Source organism: Rhizobium sp. PK7-22 (genome assembly GCF_056530405.1).
The window spans coordinates 1,734,264-1,747,549 of sequence record NZ_CP096514.1; the positions used below are offsets into that span (position 1 = coordinate 1,734,264).

Consider the following 13,286-nt stretch of genomic DNA (forward strand, 5'->3'; position numbering starts at 1 on the left):
CCTCATGCAACAGAGCGCAGGTGCTCGCCGAACAGGGCCCGTACTGCGCTGCGGTCGACCGGCCGGCTGATCAGGAAGCCCTGGATCTGGTCACATCCCTCCGACACGGTGAAGGCGCGCTGCTCGGAAGTCTCGACGCCTTCGACGGTGACGGTCATGCGCAGCTTGGCGGCCAGCGTGGTGACCGCCTGGATGATCGCGACGCATTCCCGATCTTCGGGGACCTGCTGGACGAACGAGCGATCGATCTTGATCTTGTTGAACGGAAAGCGCCGGAGGTAGCTCAGCGACGAATAGCCGGTACCAAAATCGTCCATCGATATGCGAACTCCCATGGCGCGCAGATCATGGAGGATCTTGTAGGTGTTTTCCTCATCTTGGAGCAGCGCGCCTTCCGTGATCTCCAGTTCGAGCCGCGAAGCCGGCAGGCCGGTTTCTGTAAGGATACGAAGCACGTTGGCGGCAAGGGCGCTGTCGCGGAACTGCACCGGTGAAAGGTTGACCGCAACGGTCAGATGCGCAGGCCAATGCCGTGCCTCTTCGCAGGCCGTCCGCAACACCCATTCGCCGAGCGGACCGATCAGGCCGATCTCCTCGGCCAGCGGGATGAAGTCTGCGGGCGACACCGTGCCGCGCGTCGGATGCTGCCAGCGCACGAGCGCCTCGGCTCCTTGGTAGCGACCGTCGCGCGGATCGACCTGCGGCTGGTAGTGGACGACGAATTCCTCGCGCGCCAGGGCACGCCTGAGGTCGAGCTCGAGCACCCGGCGCGCTTCGGCACGCTCGCTCATGCCGCGGTCGAAGCGATGGTGGGTGCTCCCCCCGGCATGCTTTGCCGAATAGAGCGCCAGATCGGCGTTTCGGGCAAGGTGTGAGGGCTGGTTGCCATCTTTCAACGCGACGGCGATCCCGACGCTCGCAGCGATTTCGATGACCGATCCGTCGATCAGGAATGGACGGCCGAGGAGGTCGACGATGTCGGCGGCAACGGCGTCGGCACTCGGATCGTCCTCGACGATCAGGGCGAACTCGTCGCCGCCAAGGCGGGCGATCGCCTTGATGCTGGGTCCGCAGGCCCGTAGCCGGTCGGCGACACGCTTGAGAAGCGCGTCCCCGATCGCGTGTCCGAACGTGTCGTTGACGAATTTGAAGCGGTCGAGATCGAGGAGCAGGAGCGAGAACGGCTCGCCCGTAGCACTGGCCTGCCCGCAGCTTTCCGCCAGCAGCTGGTTGAATTGAAGCCTGTTGGCAAGGCCGGTGAGCGTGTCCGAATAGGCAAGCGACCGGATTTTCTGCTCGGTGCGCAGTCGCTCTCGCTGATCGCGGATGGCAAGCACCGTGTGGTCGATCTTGCCGATCGTGACCACCTTGCGTAGCAGCCGCACCGGGATGACGGATCCGTCGGCGACGTGTAGCTCGGCATCCTGTTCCTCGCGCTCCGGAATCTGTGCGAGGTTCACCTCCGGGAGCAGGGAAGAAACCGCTCGACCAGTAAGCTCAGGCTTGGAGTAGCCGACGAGGTTGACGAGGCTGTCGTTGACCGCATCGATGATCCCGCCCTGGCAGATCGCCAGACCTTCGACCGCAAGATCTGCCAGCTGCTTGAGCCGATTCCTGTCGCGGGCCGCCTGGGCCTGGGCCGCGAGCGAGAACCGCAGGCCGAGGAACGCCAGCAGCACCAGGCCAATGCATACCGAGGCCACGATCGGTGCGACGATCTCCGGCGGCAGCGCCGAGTCAGGCAGTTCGACCCTCGGGTCGAAGGTGAGGTTGAGAGCGGCCATCCCCGAAAAGTGAAGGACTGCGATGGCAACGATCAGCATCGGCGCAGTGAGCTGGCGCAGGTTCCTGTTGCGGTCGCCGGAGATCACGATCGCGCCGCCGAACAGCGGCAGCGACAGGATCAGCGAGAGGGCGACCAGTCGATGATCCCAGCTGACATGGCCGGTGACGAGATAGGCGGCCTGGCCGAGATAGTGCAGAACGGCAATGCTGAGGCCGAGGAGAATGCCCGACGCCAGCCGATCCCCGCGGTTGCGGGCGCCGATGGAGCTGCGCATCGATATGCCGATGCCGAGAATGGTGAGCAGGAGCGACAGCAGCGTCAGGAACGGATCGAAGCCGGACAGCATGCCCGGCTGGAACGCCAGCAGCCCGATCATGTGCGTCGCCCAGGCCGTACAGCCGGCGGCGGCGATCGCAACGGCAGCCCAGCAAGCGCGGCTTCTGCCGTCGAGGCGGCCGGCATGGCGCGAAATCGAGATCGAGGCGTAGACGCCGATGACGCAGACCGCAGCCGCGAGCCAGAGCAGGGTCTGGTCGTGGGCGTCGCGAAGGCAGCTGTAGATGATATGCATTTCGGAGGTCTCCTGGCCGCTAATTTAGGCCAGGGCTATTAAAGTAAAGACAGCCTCACCGATCTCGCGAAGGGGACTTTGAGGACACCGTTAACAGACTGTTTCCATTGGCAATCAGCTCCTTCGACTACGCACCCGCTGCGGCGATCTGCAGGTCGTTGCGCGAGGCAGGCCGACCGCTTTTACCTCCAGTCCGACCGCGCGCCGCCGGAGAGGTCTGGTGTGAGCATCCACCCGACCCTTGAGGTCAAAGCGCCGCCGTCCGGTGCAGAGATGACCCTGCCGGCGCCGAGACAGCCACGCCCAACGATCATCGAGAAGGAGTCACTTCCGCCGGCGAAATCCTCGCTCCCGGCGACATGGGTCCGCACCGCGCCTGGTCCTCGCCGAAAGCGATCAGGCGAGCGCCTGCGTATAGCGCATGCCGGTTACCGGGCGGGCAAGGAAGTCCATCTGCTCGTAGAAGCGATGCGCGGCGAAATTGCCGGTCGCGGCGCTGACCGAGAGGTAGTCGCAGCCGGCGGTGCGGGCAAGCTGGCGGGCGCGGGCGATGAGGTGCTGGCCGATGCCGTTGCCGCGCTGCCCGTCGCGCACGAAGAGGTGGTGCATATCCATGCCGCGGGTGCCGCTGTCGGCCCTGTAGAGCGGCACCAGGATCGCGTAGCCCATCAGTTCGTCGCCGCTGTCGGCCACCAGCGCCTGGATCCAGGGCATCGGCCCGAAGAGGTCGCGCTCCAGCTTTTCGGGCGTCATGGCGGACGCATCGCCGTGGTGGGCGGCGAGTGCCGCGATCATCGCGTTCAGTTCGGGAAGGTCATGGGGCTTGGCGGCGCGGATGGTGACCACGGCCGGGCGGGGGAGGGTGATGTCGGTATCGTCGGTCATGTCTGGCTTCCTCTTGAGTTTTGTCGCCGTCGGGAGGAGCCGTCTTGAAACAACAAAGCCGCCTGACGGCGGCTCGTTGACATTGTGATCTGTCGAGCCGCCCGTTACCGGTAGGCCCAAAAATACGTGCAGGAGATGAGTGTGCGCGTGTCGATCATGGCGCAAGTGATGCGCCGGTTTTGAAAGCTTGTCAAGACGAGGTGATCCGCCGGGGCGGGCCGGACGTTTCCCCCTCATGGCCCTGCTTCACCTCGTCCTCGGCGACCAGCTCTCACACTCGATCTCCTCGCTTCGCGACGCGCAGCCGCAGGACGTCGTGATCATGGCCGAGGTCATGGCGGAGGCGACCTACGTCGGCCACCACCAGAAGAAGATCGCCTTCCTCTTCTCCGCCATGCGCCATTTCGCCGAGGAACTACGCGGCCGCGGCTTTGCCGTGCGCTACGTCACGCTCGATGCGCCGGACAACAGCCAGTCGCTGCGCGGCGAGGTGGAGCGGGCGCTGGCCGAAACCGGCGCGACCGGCGTCGTCGTCACCGAGCCCGGAGAATACCGGCTGCTGGAGGAGATGCGCGGATGGCAGGCGCATCTCGGCGTGCCGGTCGAGATCCGCGACGACGACCGCTTCCTCATTACCCGGGCGGGCTTCGGCCGCTGGGCCGATCGCCGCCGCCAGTTGCGCATGGAGTATTTCTACCGCGACATGCGCCGCCACTTCCGTGTGCTGATGGCCGGCGCCGATCCGGAGGGCGGGCAATGGAACTTCGACAAGGAGAACCGCAAGCCGCCGCTGAAGGGACTGGCGGGGCCACGGCGGCTGTCCTGGCGCCATGACGCCATCACCCGCGAGGTGCTGGACCTGGTGGAGGCGCGCTTTTCCCACCACATCGGAAAGCTGCGGCCCTTTCACTTCGCCGTCACCGCCGAGCAGGCAGAGGCCGAGTTCGAGCAGTTCGTCACCGAGATCCTGCCCTCCTTCGGCGACTACCAGGACGCCATGGTCGCCGGCGAGCCCTATCTCTACCATTCGATGATCGCCGCCTATCTGAACGCCGGCCTGCTCCTGCCCATCGATGTCATCCGCAGGGCCGAGCGCGCCTATCACGAGGGCGCAGCACCGCTCAACGCCGTGGAGGGCTTCATCCGCCAGATCCTCGGCTGGCGCGAATATGTGCGCGGCGTCTACTGGCGCTTCATGCCGGACTACGCTTCGCGCAATACGCTCGAGGCGCACCGTCCGCTGCCGGCACTCTACTGGGGCGGCAAAACGAAGATGCGCTGTCTCGCGTCGGCGGTGCAGGACACGCTGGAGCATGCTTATTCCCACCACATCCAGCGGCTAATGCTGACCGGCAATTTCGCGCTGCTCGCGGGGCTTTCGGTCGACGAGGTCTGCGAATGGTATCTGGCGGTCTATGCCGATGCCTACGAATGGGTGGAACTGCCCAACACGCTGGGCATGGCGCTCTATGCCGACGGCGGACTGATGGCGAGCAAGCCCTATGCGGCGAGCGGCAAATACATCGACCGGATGAGCAATTTCTGCGGCCGCTGCGCTTATAGCGTCAAGGACAGCACCGGCGAGAATGCCTGCCCCTTCAACTCGCTCTACTGGCGCTTCATCGCCGTCAACCGCGAGACATTCCGCGGCAACCACCGCATGGCCAATATCGTCGCCGGCTGGATGCGCATGGACGAGATGAAGAAGCAGGCGATTCTCGCCCGGGCGGAAGACTGCCTCGTCCGGCTTGACGCGGGTACTCTGTAGGCGGCGCGTCCGGCCACCGCATCAGTGCTCGTGGTCGCAAAGGCCGTGGTCGGAAAGCGCCCGGATCACATAGCAGTCCTCCACCGAATGCCCGCCGCAGTGGGAGACGATCCGCTCCAGTTCCTGCTCCAGCTTCTGCAGGCTGGCGATCTTGGCCCGAACGGCCGCAAGGTGGTCGTCCGCGATGCGGTCGGCACCGGCGCAGGGCGCCTCCGGATGGCGGCTCAGCGCAATCAGTTCCCGGATCGCCGGAATGTCGAAGCCGAGGTCGCGGGCATGGCGGATGAAGGCGAGACGCTCCAGGTCGGTCTTCTCGTAGCGCCGCTGATTGCCCTCCGAACGCTGCGCCGGGCTGATCAGCCCCATCTGCTCGTAGTAGCGGATCGTCGGCACCTTCACGCCGGTCCGCCGGGAAAGATCACCGATCGCATACATCTCTGAAAATACCTCTTGAACCTATAGTGGCTAGAGGGATTAGCTATGGTGTCATCGAACAAAAAACAAGGTGACGACCATGAGTGCAGGCTGCGGACACGAACACGCGACATTCGAGGGACTGTCGACAGACTACAAGCGTCGCCTCTGGGCGGTCATCGCCATCAACGGCCTGATGTTCCTGGTCGAGATGAGCGCGGGACACATGGCGCGCTCGCAGGCGCTGCAGGCCGATGCGCTGGACTTCTTCGCCGATGCCGTCACCTACGGCCTGTCGCTGGCCGTCATCGGCGCTTCGCTGCGGGTGCGCACCACGGCCGCGGCCGCCAAGGGCGTCAGCCTCTTCCTGATGGGCCTCTGGGTCTTCGGCTCGACGATCTGGCGCGTCTTCTACATGGGCGTTCCGGAAGCCCCGATCATGGGCCTGATCGGCCTCATGGCGCTGGCGGCCAACCTCCTCAGCGTCATGCTGCTGGTGAACTACAAGGATGGCGACGCCAATGTCCGCTCCGTCTGGCTCTGCTCGCGCAACGACGCGATCGGCAACGTCATCGTGATGATCGCCGCCGTCGGCGTCTGGGGCACCGCCACCGCCTGGCCCGATCTTGCCGTCGCCGCCATCATGGCCGGCCTCTTCCTGTCGTCCTCGGTGCAGATCCTGCGCCAGTCATGGCAGGAGTGGCACTCCGGCGGCACCGTCTCGCTCGACTTGCATGCGGGACACAGTCACGGCGGGGAGCACACGCCCCACGGCCACGGCTGACTGCCATGGCCTGAAGCTTTACGATATCCTTATAGGCCACGTCTGAATTCGAAATCGAATTCTGACGCCCCCCGGCGCTATCTATTCATGGTCAACAGAACGAAGGTTTTCGATCATGACCGTGGATATTCCGGACCTGCACAGCGTCACGGCGATGGTTACGCCCTTTCGACAGGGGCGGATGGACACGAGCGAGCTTCAGCGGGCTGTCGATCGTCAGATCGCAGCCGGCGTCGGCGCCATCCTGATCTGCGATCACATCGGCGAAGGCTACGCCTTGACGCAGGACGAGCGCGACGCGGTTCTGCTGATCTGCCGGGAGCAATCGGAGGGACGTCTGGCTGTCATTGTCGCGACCGGCTGCAACGACACGGCAAGGACGATCGAGCGCAGCCGCCGCGCCGAAGTGCTCGGAGCGGCTGCCCTCCTCGTTACGGTGCCCTTCTATTCCAAGCCCGCGCTGCGCGGTGTTGCCAACCATTTCCACGCCATCGCGCAGGAAACGAGGCTGCCTCTGATCGTCGATGACGATCCGGGCCGCACCGGTCTGGACCATGGCCAGTCTCTGTTGTCCCTGCTGGCGGATATCCCTTCGGTTGTCGGGGTCCGGCACGGTCCGGGTCGGCTGGAGGCCTTCTACCGCCTGCCGACCGAACTCAAGCACCGCTTCCGGCACTGGTCCGCCGATGACTTCACGTCGGCCCTTTTCCGCGCCTGCGGCGGTCACGGCTGCATCTCGGCGCGCGGCAACATCTGCCCCGGAACGCCGGATGCGCGTGGCATTGTCGCCGGTCCATCCGATGAGAGGATGCAGGCGCTTTTGGTCGCCGCGGGCGGGCGCTGGGACGCCGCCGCCGTCAAGACCTGCGCCAGCCTTCTGCACGGAGGCTCGATGGAGGTGAGGCTGCCTCTGGTCCCGCTCGATCCGCCGATCGTCGCCGCCATCCGCGAGGCGATCGCCGCCCCGGATGCGGGTCTTGTGCATCCCGTCCTGCAGGCGGCGCAATGACGCGCATGTCCTGACCCGAACCCAGTTCCCAATCGGTCCCGTACCCATGCCGGCTGGCATGTCGTACCCGGCCGTCCACCGTCCTGCATCAGCAGGATGCCGAGGCAGGCTCCGCCGCCTCACTCAATGGAGAGCTCCCATGTATGGACGTTATGGTTCGTACTATCTGGCGCATGACCACCCGGGACGGCGCGATGATTCCGCTCCGTCCGACACCCCCTCCGACACTCCTTCCGGCGAACGCTACGCGCGCCGGATCGGCGGCGCCTATGCCGCCATCTTCCTGCGTCTGGCCATCGTCGTCTGGCTCGCCGGCGGCATCGCCTGCGCCGTCTATTATGCCTGTTTGTAAACGTTCACAGAGGTTCAGTGATGAGCAATTTCTTCAACGGCAATCGTACAGTCGGCGACAGCATCCGCTTCACGGTAGGACGCGATGACGACGGTCGCTGGGTTGTCGTCGATCGCGACGGCCTCGTGGGCGGATTGTTCCGCGACCGCGCCGCCGCCGTCCACTTCGCCATGTTCGAAAGCAGCCATGAACCGGGCGCGGTGTGCTGCGTTCCCGATGGGGTCATCGGCGGGACGCCGTGGCCGGCCCCCGGCAAGGTGCCGGCATTGGCCAGCAAGGACTTCGCCGGTAGTCAGTTCGGTCGGTCCCGTGCAGGAGGACAGTGACATGTCTGCCCCTGTCCCGATTCCCAGGGCCGCGTCCGCCGTGCTCGCCCGCTCTGCGCCCGGCGTCCTGCCATTCTGGAAGACCGTTGCGATGTTCTTCAGCTTGACCGTTCTTCTGCTCTCAGCCGTCGCGCTGCGCATGTGGATCGCCGTGCAGGCCATCAATGTCTGGTAAGGTCGTGCGGGAGAGGGTGGAAGGAAGAACGGCACCCTCTGGAGCGACGTGACGCGAAGACCTGCAGGCTCAGGAGGCCTCGACCTTCTCGGGCGCGGTGATGCCCATGGCCTTCAGGATAGCGTCACGGATCTCGGCCTCGATCACGTCGCGTTCCTCCACCGCCATGTGGCGGAGGTCGGTTTCCGTCAGGTCATGCTCCTCGAGATATTTGGCTCGCACCATTTCGCTAAGGTCCATGTCCGCAAGCTTGACGAACTCCTGTTCCGCCGCGGAACCGGACGAGCCTGAGTCGAGCCAAACCTCTTCGGCCTGGGCGCTCGTGTCCTTGAGGACTGCAAGATCCCAGAGGGCGGCGGAGAGCTTGCTGGCGGCAGCTTCGCCGCTGATCAGGGCCGCGCCGGAGGCTGCAGACGAGGTGACGGCCTGTTCGGAGGAGAGGGAGGCGGAATCCTGCCGGTAGGGCAGGGTATAGGACTGCAGGTTAAGACTACCGATCGTCGTCATGCGGATGCTCCTGCAGGTTGCTCCCGGCAACGGCTCCGACGAGACGGATCCTTGTCAGGCGGTACCGGCCACGCCGGCGCCGATTATCAGTTCTCAGAAAACTCCAGATACATTCCCTCGACCCAGTCGGCAGGCATGTCTGCGGATGCGGGAGAAGGCGCCGTCTGGCCGCCGTCCGTTGCCGTTCCTTCGTCCGCGCCGCCGATCACCCACAAGGCGTTGGCCAACGAGCTGGACAGGAGTGTGCTGCTTCCGGTGATGGCAAAGGCTGACCGCTGACGCTGTTCCACCTCGCGGGGAGCGACCTCTTCGCTCACGCGCTCTATGGTCTGGGAGCGTGTCGGATACGGGTAGCCGCTGAGGCCGCTGTCGATCTTCATGGGAAGACACCTGGTTAAATCGTTAACAAATGGTTAACGGGCGAACCTTGTGCGAAGCTTGCGTGCGTGGCTGTCCGACCGAATCGGTCACTTGACAGATTCGTCAATATCGAAACGCAGGTGATTTGCGGGGCTTGTCTTTGCGGTGCAGCATGACGCGAAGAAAGGCATCCGCCGCAGGGCGCTCGCTCAGAGCGACGGCGTTTCCGCAATCAGCCGCTGCCGGTCCGGCTCGAAGTCGAGCCGCTCCAGCGCCCGCTGCTGGGCAACCTTGGAAAACCGCCTGGCGGCCTCCCGCAGATCCGGATGCCCCGTGGCGGCAATCACCGCCAGCGCCTTCTGCATGCGGATCGCCACCTCGATCTGACCGGCCCCGTCGCGCGAGATCGGCATGAAGGCGGCATCGACCAGGTCATCCTCGCTGAGCGACGGAATGAAGACATGCTCGAACTTGATCTCTTCGCGATCGTCCGGCGTTTCCTCCCGCGCGATCGGGGCCATGACCCGCACCAGCGTCGCCAGCACGTCGATGGCCGTGCCCGGATCGTTGATGCCGGGGGACAGGGCGCGTGAGCCGATCTCCGACAGCGCGATCAGCCCGAACCGGGGATCCTGGTCGAACGAGCGTCGGTCGCCGAGGGTAAAGGCGGCGCGGATCTGCTCCGAGAGTTCCGGCTTGTAGGTGTCACTGCTGTTGCGCAGTACGACCGAGGCAATCGGCGTCGAGGAATCGCAGTGGCTTCCCGGCAGGCGCTGCACGTAGATGTCGGCTCCCGCTTGCTCGGCAATTCTCGACAGCACCTGCACGTCCAGGTGCTGCAGGTAGCCGAGCCGCTTGTGATGGATCTCGATCGCCCCCTCGGGAACCTCCCGGAACGATTGGCCTCCCAGATTGGGTAGCTTGCGATGGGCCTGATAGGCGCGGGTGGCGACCCGCTCGACCCGGGCGATGGTTTCCGCAACTCGGCCCAGACCTGCCAGATGGTCGATCCACTGCAGCAGCGTGACGACAATCAGCGCAACCACCCCGAGGGTTGCAATGAACAGGATGAAACGGCCACCTTCGCCATAAAGTTCGGTGTTGAGCGCGATCAGCCCGACCAGCGAGAACAGGAAGCTCCCGAGGAAGGTCGACAGCGCCCGCTGCGAGGTGGTGTCCTCGAGCAGAAGCGAGGTCGCCCGCGGCGTGGCGTTGGATGCCGCCGCCGTGGTCGCGGAGACGAGCGTCGTCAGCGAGAAGGTGGTCACCGCGAGCATGCTGGAGGCGATGATGGTGAGGATCGAATCGACCGCCTTGGCGCCCACCTTGCGGGGAAGCTCCGAGGGCATGTAGGGGTCGGCCCAGATGGCGGCCAGCGCAATCACGATGGCGACGACGCAGTAGAGCGTCGCGCGCACCCAGAGCCGTCGCAGGAAGCGAACGAGGATCCACCACTTCTTCGAAATCACGCCCGCTTCGCCTCCATCAGCCCTGCCGGATCACAAGGTTGCAACGCCGTTGGCTTCGCGCCGCGCCTTCTTCAACAACCTCCGCGCAATGTGGAGCGCAGGGTGTCCTTTGGCTAGGGCAGGCCCATTCTGATCCTGCTACCGGCAACCTCGGGCTGCCGGTAGTCGCAAGCAACACTGCCTTACATCTTGCCTGCGACCTTGATCGCGAAGGCGTATTCGAAGGCGACCTCTTCCAGCCGCTGGAAGCGGCCGGACTTGCCGCCGTGGCCGGCGGCCATGTTGGTCTTGAGCAGATAGGGGCCGGCGTCCGGTGCCGTCTCGCGCAGTTTGGCGATCCACTTGGTGGGCTCCCAATAGGTCACGCGCGGATCGGTAAGGCCGGAGATGGCGAGAGTCGGCGGATAGAGTTTGTCCCCGACATTGTCGTAAGGGCTGTAGGCGGCGATCCAGCCGTATTCCTCTTCCGATTCCAGCGGATTGCCCCATTCGGGCCATTCCGGCGGCGTCAGCGGCAGCGTGTCGTCGAGCATGGTGTTCAAGACGTCGACGAAGGGCACGGCGGCGATGATGCCGGCGAATTTCTCCGGCGCCATGTTGGCGATCGCCCCCATCAGCATACCGCCGGCCGAGCCGCCCTCGGCGATGATGTTCGCGTAAGACGTGAACTTCTGTTCCACCAGATGATCAGCGGCAGCGATGAAGTCCTTGAAGGTGTTTTCCTTCTTCTCCATCTTGCCGTCCTCGTACCAGGAGAAGCCCTTGTCCTTGCCGCCGCGCACATGGGCGATGGCATAGACGAAGCCGCGGTCGGCGAGCGACAGGTTGGTGGTCGAGAAGGACGCCGGGATGCTGATGCCATAGGCGCCGTAGCCGTAGAGCAGGCAGGGGGCGGAGCCATCGAGGGGCGTGTCCCTGCGGTAGAGCAGCGAGACCGGCACGAGCTCCCCGTCGTGCGAGGGCGCCATCACCCGGCGCGTCACATAGTCGTCCGGATTGTGCCCGGACGGCACCTCCTGCGTCTTCAGAAGCGTCCGCTCGCGGGTCACCATATCGTAGTCGTAGAGCTGGCTTGGCGTCGTCATCGACGAATAGGAGAAGCGGATGACGTCCGTGTCGTATTCGGCCGCTCCCTGGAGCCCCAGCGAATAGGCCTCCTCGGCAAAGGCGATTGAATGTTCCTCGCCGGATCTGCGGTCACGGATGACGATGCGCGGCAGCCCGTCGCGGCGCTCCAGCCAGATCAGGTGGCGGGCGAACGCCATGTGGCTGAGGATCAGCCGTCCCGGCTCGTGCGCAACGACCTGCTTCCAGTTCTCCTTGCCCGGCGCGCCGACGGGCGCCTCCACGATCTTGAAGTCCTTGGCGTCGCCGTCATTGGTGAGGATGTAGAAGACGTCGCCGCCCTCGGTCATCGAATACTCGATGCCTTCCTCGCGCTCGGCCACCAGCATCGGCTCCGCCATCAGGTCCCTGGTCGAGAGCAGGCGGTATTCCGAGGTCTCGTGGTCGTGGATGTCGATATAGATGAAGTCGTCGAGCAGCGAGCCGCCGACGCCCATGAAGAAGCCGGGATCGGTCTCCTCGAACACCAGCCGGTCGGCCGACTGCGGCTCCCCGACGATATGGTGGAAGACTTTCGACGGCCGGTGGTTCTCGTCCTGCAGCGTGTAGAAGAAGCTCTTGCCGTCCGGCGCCCAGACGCCATCGCCGCCGGTGTTTTCGATCACGTCGGCCAGATCCTCGCCGGTCGAAAGATCGCGCACCCGCAGCGTGAAATACTCCGAGCCCTTGTCGTCATAGCCCCAGATGCCGTGGCTATGGTCGGTCGAATGGTCAAGGCCGGCAAGCCGGAAATAGTCCTTGCCCGCAGCTTCCTTGTCACCGTCGAGCAGCAGCCTGCGGCTCGCCTCGTCCTTCGGGTCGGCGTCGTGCGGAATGCGGAAATAGCGCGGCTGCTCGCCGCCGGTGACGAAGGAGGTGCCGTAGGCAAACGGCCCGTCCTTCATCGGCACGGAGCTGTCGTCTTCCTTGATGCGGCCCTTCATCTCGGCAAACAGCGTCTTCTGCAGCGCCTTGGTGTCGGCCATGGCCGCCTCCATGTAGGCGTTCTCCTCCTCCAGATGCCGGCGCAGCTCCGCGTCGAGCAGGCTCGGATCCTTGAACATCGCCTGCCAGTTCTCCGCCCGCATCCAGGCATAGTCGTCGCTGCGGGTCAGCCCGTGGCGGGTGTCGGAGACAGGCTTTTTGCGAGCGACGGGGGCGGCGGGAAGTTCGGGAAAGACGGGCTTGCGGTCGACGGCCAAGGAAGCACTCCGGGTTGGACGGGGAGGAGTGCCAGAGATAGGGGTCGCCGGTCGCGGAGGCAAGGCGGCGGTGTTCGCCGGGCTTACTTGTGTCTCTGCTTCTGGCCCGGCAGGACGCCGTCACGCCAGCTCTCGAAGAAAACCACGGCCACAGCAAGGGACATACCAAATACCGGCAGCAGAAGCAGAACGATCTCATTCGTTGTCATTGCTTGAGGCCCTTCAGGATCCATCCACCACCCAAAGGTAGGGCTACACCCAGAAAAAAGCAAACGAGCATCGGGATGACCACGCGTGGCAGATCGATTTCTGAGGCAGGCTTGTCATAGACCAGCCGCATCACCGGGGTGAAGGCGCCGATCAGCATTACGCCAATGCCCATCCCGTTCAGAAATGTCGCCCGCAGCTTGATCTGCTCTTTCTTCACATCCGAAAGCAAAATGCCTGGTTCCATGGCTTCGTCGTCCGGCCCGGTCGTCTGCGACCGTCTCATCCTATTTCCCGTTCTGGTAGGTGGTCAATCGCGTCGCCATCTCATAGTTTCCGGCCGTTCGAATCCCAATGGATGAGGCGG

Annotated in this window: 14 protein-coding genes; 6 read left to right on the plus strand and 8 right to left on the minus strand. The window is 64.6% G+C overall.

All coding sequences use genetic code 11. From position 1 onward, the window contains the following. Positions 1–2: 2 nt before the first annotated feature. Both M1E10_RS13105 and M1E10_RS13110 read right to left on the minus strand, forming a co-directional pair. Positions 3–2,357, minus strand: coding sequence for a putative bifunctional diguanylate cyclase/phosphodiesterase (locus M1E10_RS13105; protein ID WP_499176874.1), 2,355 nt, complete (start codon positions 2,355–2,357; stop codon positions 3–5). A gap of 396 nt (positions 2,358–2,753) precedes the next feature. Then, a complete protein-coding gene (locus M1E10_RS13110) occupies positions 2,754–3,242 on the minus strand; it encodes a GNAT family N-acetyltransferase (RefSeq protein ID WP_499176876.1) in 489 nt (162 codons plus the stop codon). 235 nt (positions 3,243–3,477) lie between these two features. Here M1E10_RS13110 and M1E10_RS13115 point away from each other — a divergent pair, with 235 nt between their 5' ends. Further along, positions 3,478–5,010: a cryptochrome/photolyase family protein gene (locus M1E10_RS13115; protein ID WP_499176878.1), complete on the plus strand. Its 1,533-nt coding sequence runs from the start codon at positions 3,478–3,480 to the stop codon at positions 5,008–5,010. A 21-nt stretch (positions 5,011–5,031) separates the two neighbouring features. On the opposite strand, the gene M1E10_RS13120 is transcribed toward M1E10_RS13115, so the two are convergent. Then, on the minus strand, positions 5,032–5,445 hold the full coding sequence (locus M1E10_RS13120) for a MerR family transcriptional regulator (RefSeq protein ID WP_499176880.1): 414 nt from the start codon (positions 5,443–5,445) through the stop codon (positions 5,032–5,034). Between the two features lie 79 nt (positions 5,446–5,524). Between M1E10_RS13120 and M1E10_RS13125 the strand changes: the two genes are divergently transcribed. The 5 genes from M1E10_RS13125 to M1E10_RS13145 all read left to right on the plus strand — a co-directional run bounded on the left by M1E10_RS13125 (position 5,525) and on the right by M1E10_RS13145 (position 8,070). Beyond that, entirely contained in the window at positions 5,525–6,208 is a 684-nt protein-coding gene (locus M1E10_RS13125) for a cation diffusion facilitator family transporter (RefSeq protein ID WP_499176881.1), read from the plus strand. Positions 6,209–6,323: 115 nt separating this feature from the next. Further along, complete coding sequence (locus tag M1E10_RS13130) at positions 6,324–7,217, plus strand: dihydrodipicolinate synthase family protein (protein ID WP_499176882.1); 894 nt, start codon at positions 6,324–6,326, stop codon at positions 7,215–7,217. Between the two features lie 139 nt (positions 7,218–7,356). Further along, the gene (locus M1E10_RS13135; RefSeq protein WP_499176883.1) at positions 7,357–7,569 is read left to right on the plus strand and encodes a hypothetical protein; all 213 of its coding nucleotides are present in this window, start codon (positions 7,357–7,359) and stop codon (positions 7,567–7,569) included. A gap of 20 nt (positions 7,570–7,589) precedes the next feature. After that, complete coding sequence (locus tag M1E10_RS13140) at positions 7,590–7,895, plus strand: hypothetical protein (protein WP_499176884.1); 306 nt, start codon at positions 7,590–7,592, stop codon at positions 7,893–7,895. 1 nt (position 7,896) lies between these two features. Beyond that, complete coding sequence (locus tag M1E10_RS13145) at positions 7,897–8,070, plus strand: hypothetical protein (RefSeq protein ID WP_499176886.1); 174 nt, start codon at positions 7,897–7,899, stop codon at positions 8,068–8,070. A gap of 69 nt (positions 8,071–8,139) precedes the next feature. On the opposite strand, the gene M1E10_RS13150 is transcribed toward M1E10_RS13145, so the two are convergent. The 5 genes from M1E10_RS13150 to M1E10_RS13170 form a co-directional block, all read right to left on the minus strand. Next, positions 8,140–8,577, minus strand: coding sequence for a hypothetical protein (locus M1E10_RS13150; RefSeq protein WP_499176887.1), 438 nt, complete (start codon positions 8,575–8,577; stop codon positions 8,140–8,142). An 86-nt stretch (positions 8,578–8,663) separates the two neighbouring features. Further along, on the minus strand, positions 8,664–8,957 hold the full coding sequence (locus M1E10_RS13155; protein WP_499176888.1) for a hypothetical protein: 294 nt from the start codon (positions 8,955–8,957) through the stop codon (positions 8,664–8,666). A gap of 189 nt (positions 8,958–9,146) precedes the next feature. Beyond that, positions 9,147–10,406 carry a DUF2254 domain-containing protein gene (locus M1E10_RS13160; RefSeq protein ID WP_499176889.1) on the minus strand — a complete coding sequence of 420 codons (1,260 nt, stop codon included), beginning with the start codon at positions 10,404–10,406 and terminating at the stop codon, positions 9,147–9,149. A gap of 182 nt (positions 10,407–10,588) precedes the next feature. Beyond that, positions 10,589–12,712: a S9 family peptidase gene (locus M1E10_RS13165; RefSeq protein ID WP_499176890.1), complete on the minus strand. Its 2,124-nt coding sequence runs from the start codon at positions 12,710–12,712 to the stop codon at positions 10,589–10,591. A gap of 205 nt (positions 12,713–12,917) precedes the next feature. Continuing rightward, on the minus strand, positions 12,918–13,205 hold the full coding sequence (locus M1E10_RS13170) for a hypothetical protein (RefSeq protein WP_499176891.1): 288 nt from the start codon (positions 13,203–13,205) through the stop codon (positions 12,918–12,920). Positions 13,206–13,286: the final 81 nt, after the last annotated feature.

Coding starts and splice junctions, on each gene's coding strand:
- M1E10_RS13115 (WP_499176878.1), top strand. CDS start 3,478: ATGGCCCTGCTTCACCTCGTCCTCGGCGACCAGCTCTCACACTCGATC.
- M1E10_RS13170 (WP_499176891.1), bottom strand. CDS start 13,205: ATGAGACGGTCGCAGACGACCGGGCCGGACGACGAAGCCATGGAACCA.
- M1E10_RS13105 (WP_499176874.1), bottom strand. CDS start 2,357: ATGCATATCATCTACAGCTGCCTTCGCGACGCCCACGACCAGACCCTG.
- M1E10_RS13120 (WP_499176880.1), bottom strand. CDS start 5,445: ATGTATGCGATCGGTGATCTTTCCCGGCGGACCGGCGTGAAGGTGCCG.
- M1E10_RS13135 (WP_499176883.1), top strand. CDS start 7,357: ATGTATGGACGTTATGGTTCGTACTATCTGGCGCATGACCACCCGGGA.
- M1E10_RS13140 (WP_499176884.1), top strand. CDS start 7,590: ATGAGCAATTTCTTCAACGGCAATCGTACAGTCGGCGACAGCATCCGC.
- M1E10_RS13155 (WP_499176888.1), bottom strand. CDS start 8,957: ATGAAGATCGACAGCGGCCTCAGCGGCTACCCGTATCCGACACGCTCC.
- M1E10_RS13130 (WP_499176882.1), top strand. CDS start 6,324: ATGACCGTGGATATTCCGGACCTGCACAGCGTCACGGCGATGGTTACG.
- M1E10_RS13150 (WP_499176887.1), bottom strand. CDS start 8,577: ATGACGACGATCGGTAGTCTTAACCTGCAGTCCTATACCCTGCCCTAC.
- M1E10_RS13145 (WP_499176886.1), top strand. CDS start 7,897: ATGTCTGCCCCTGTCCCGATTCCCAGGGCCGCGTCCGCCGTGCTCGCC.
- M1E10_RS13110 (WP_499176876.1), bottom strand. CDS start 3,242: ATGACCGACGATACCGACATCACCCTCCCCCGCCCGGCCGTGGTCACC.
- M1E10_RS13125 (WP_499176881.1), top strand. CDS start 5,525: ATGAGTGCAGGCTGCGGACACGAACACGCGACATTCGAGGGACTGTCG.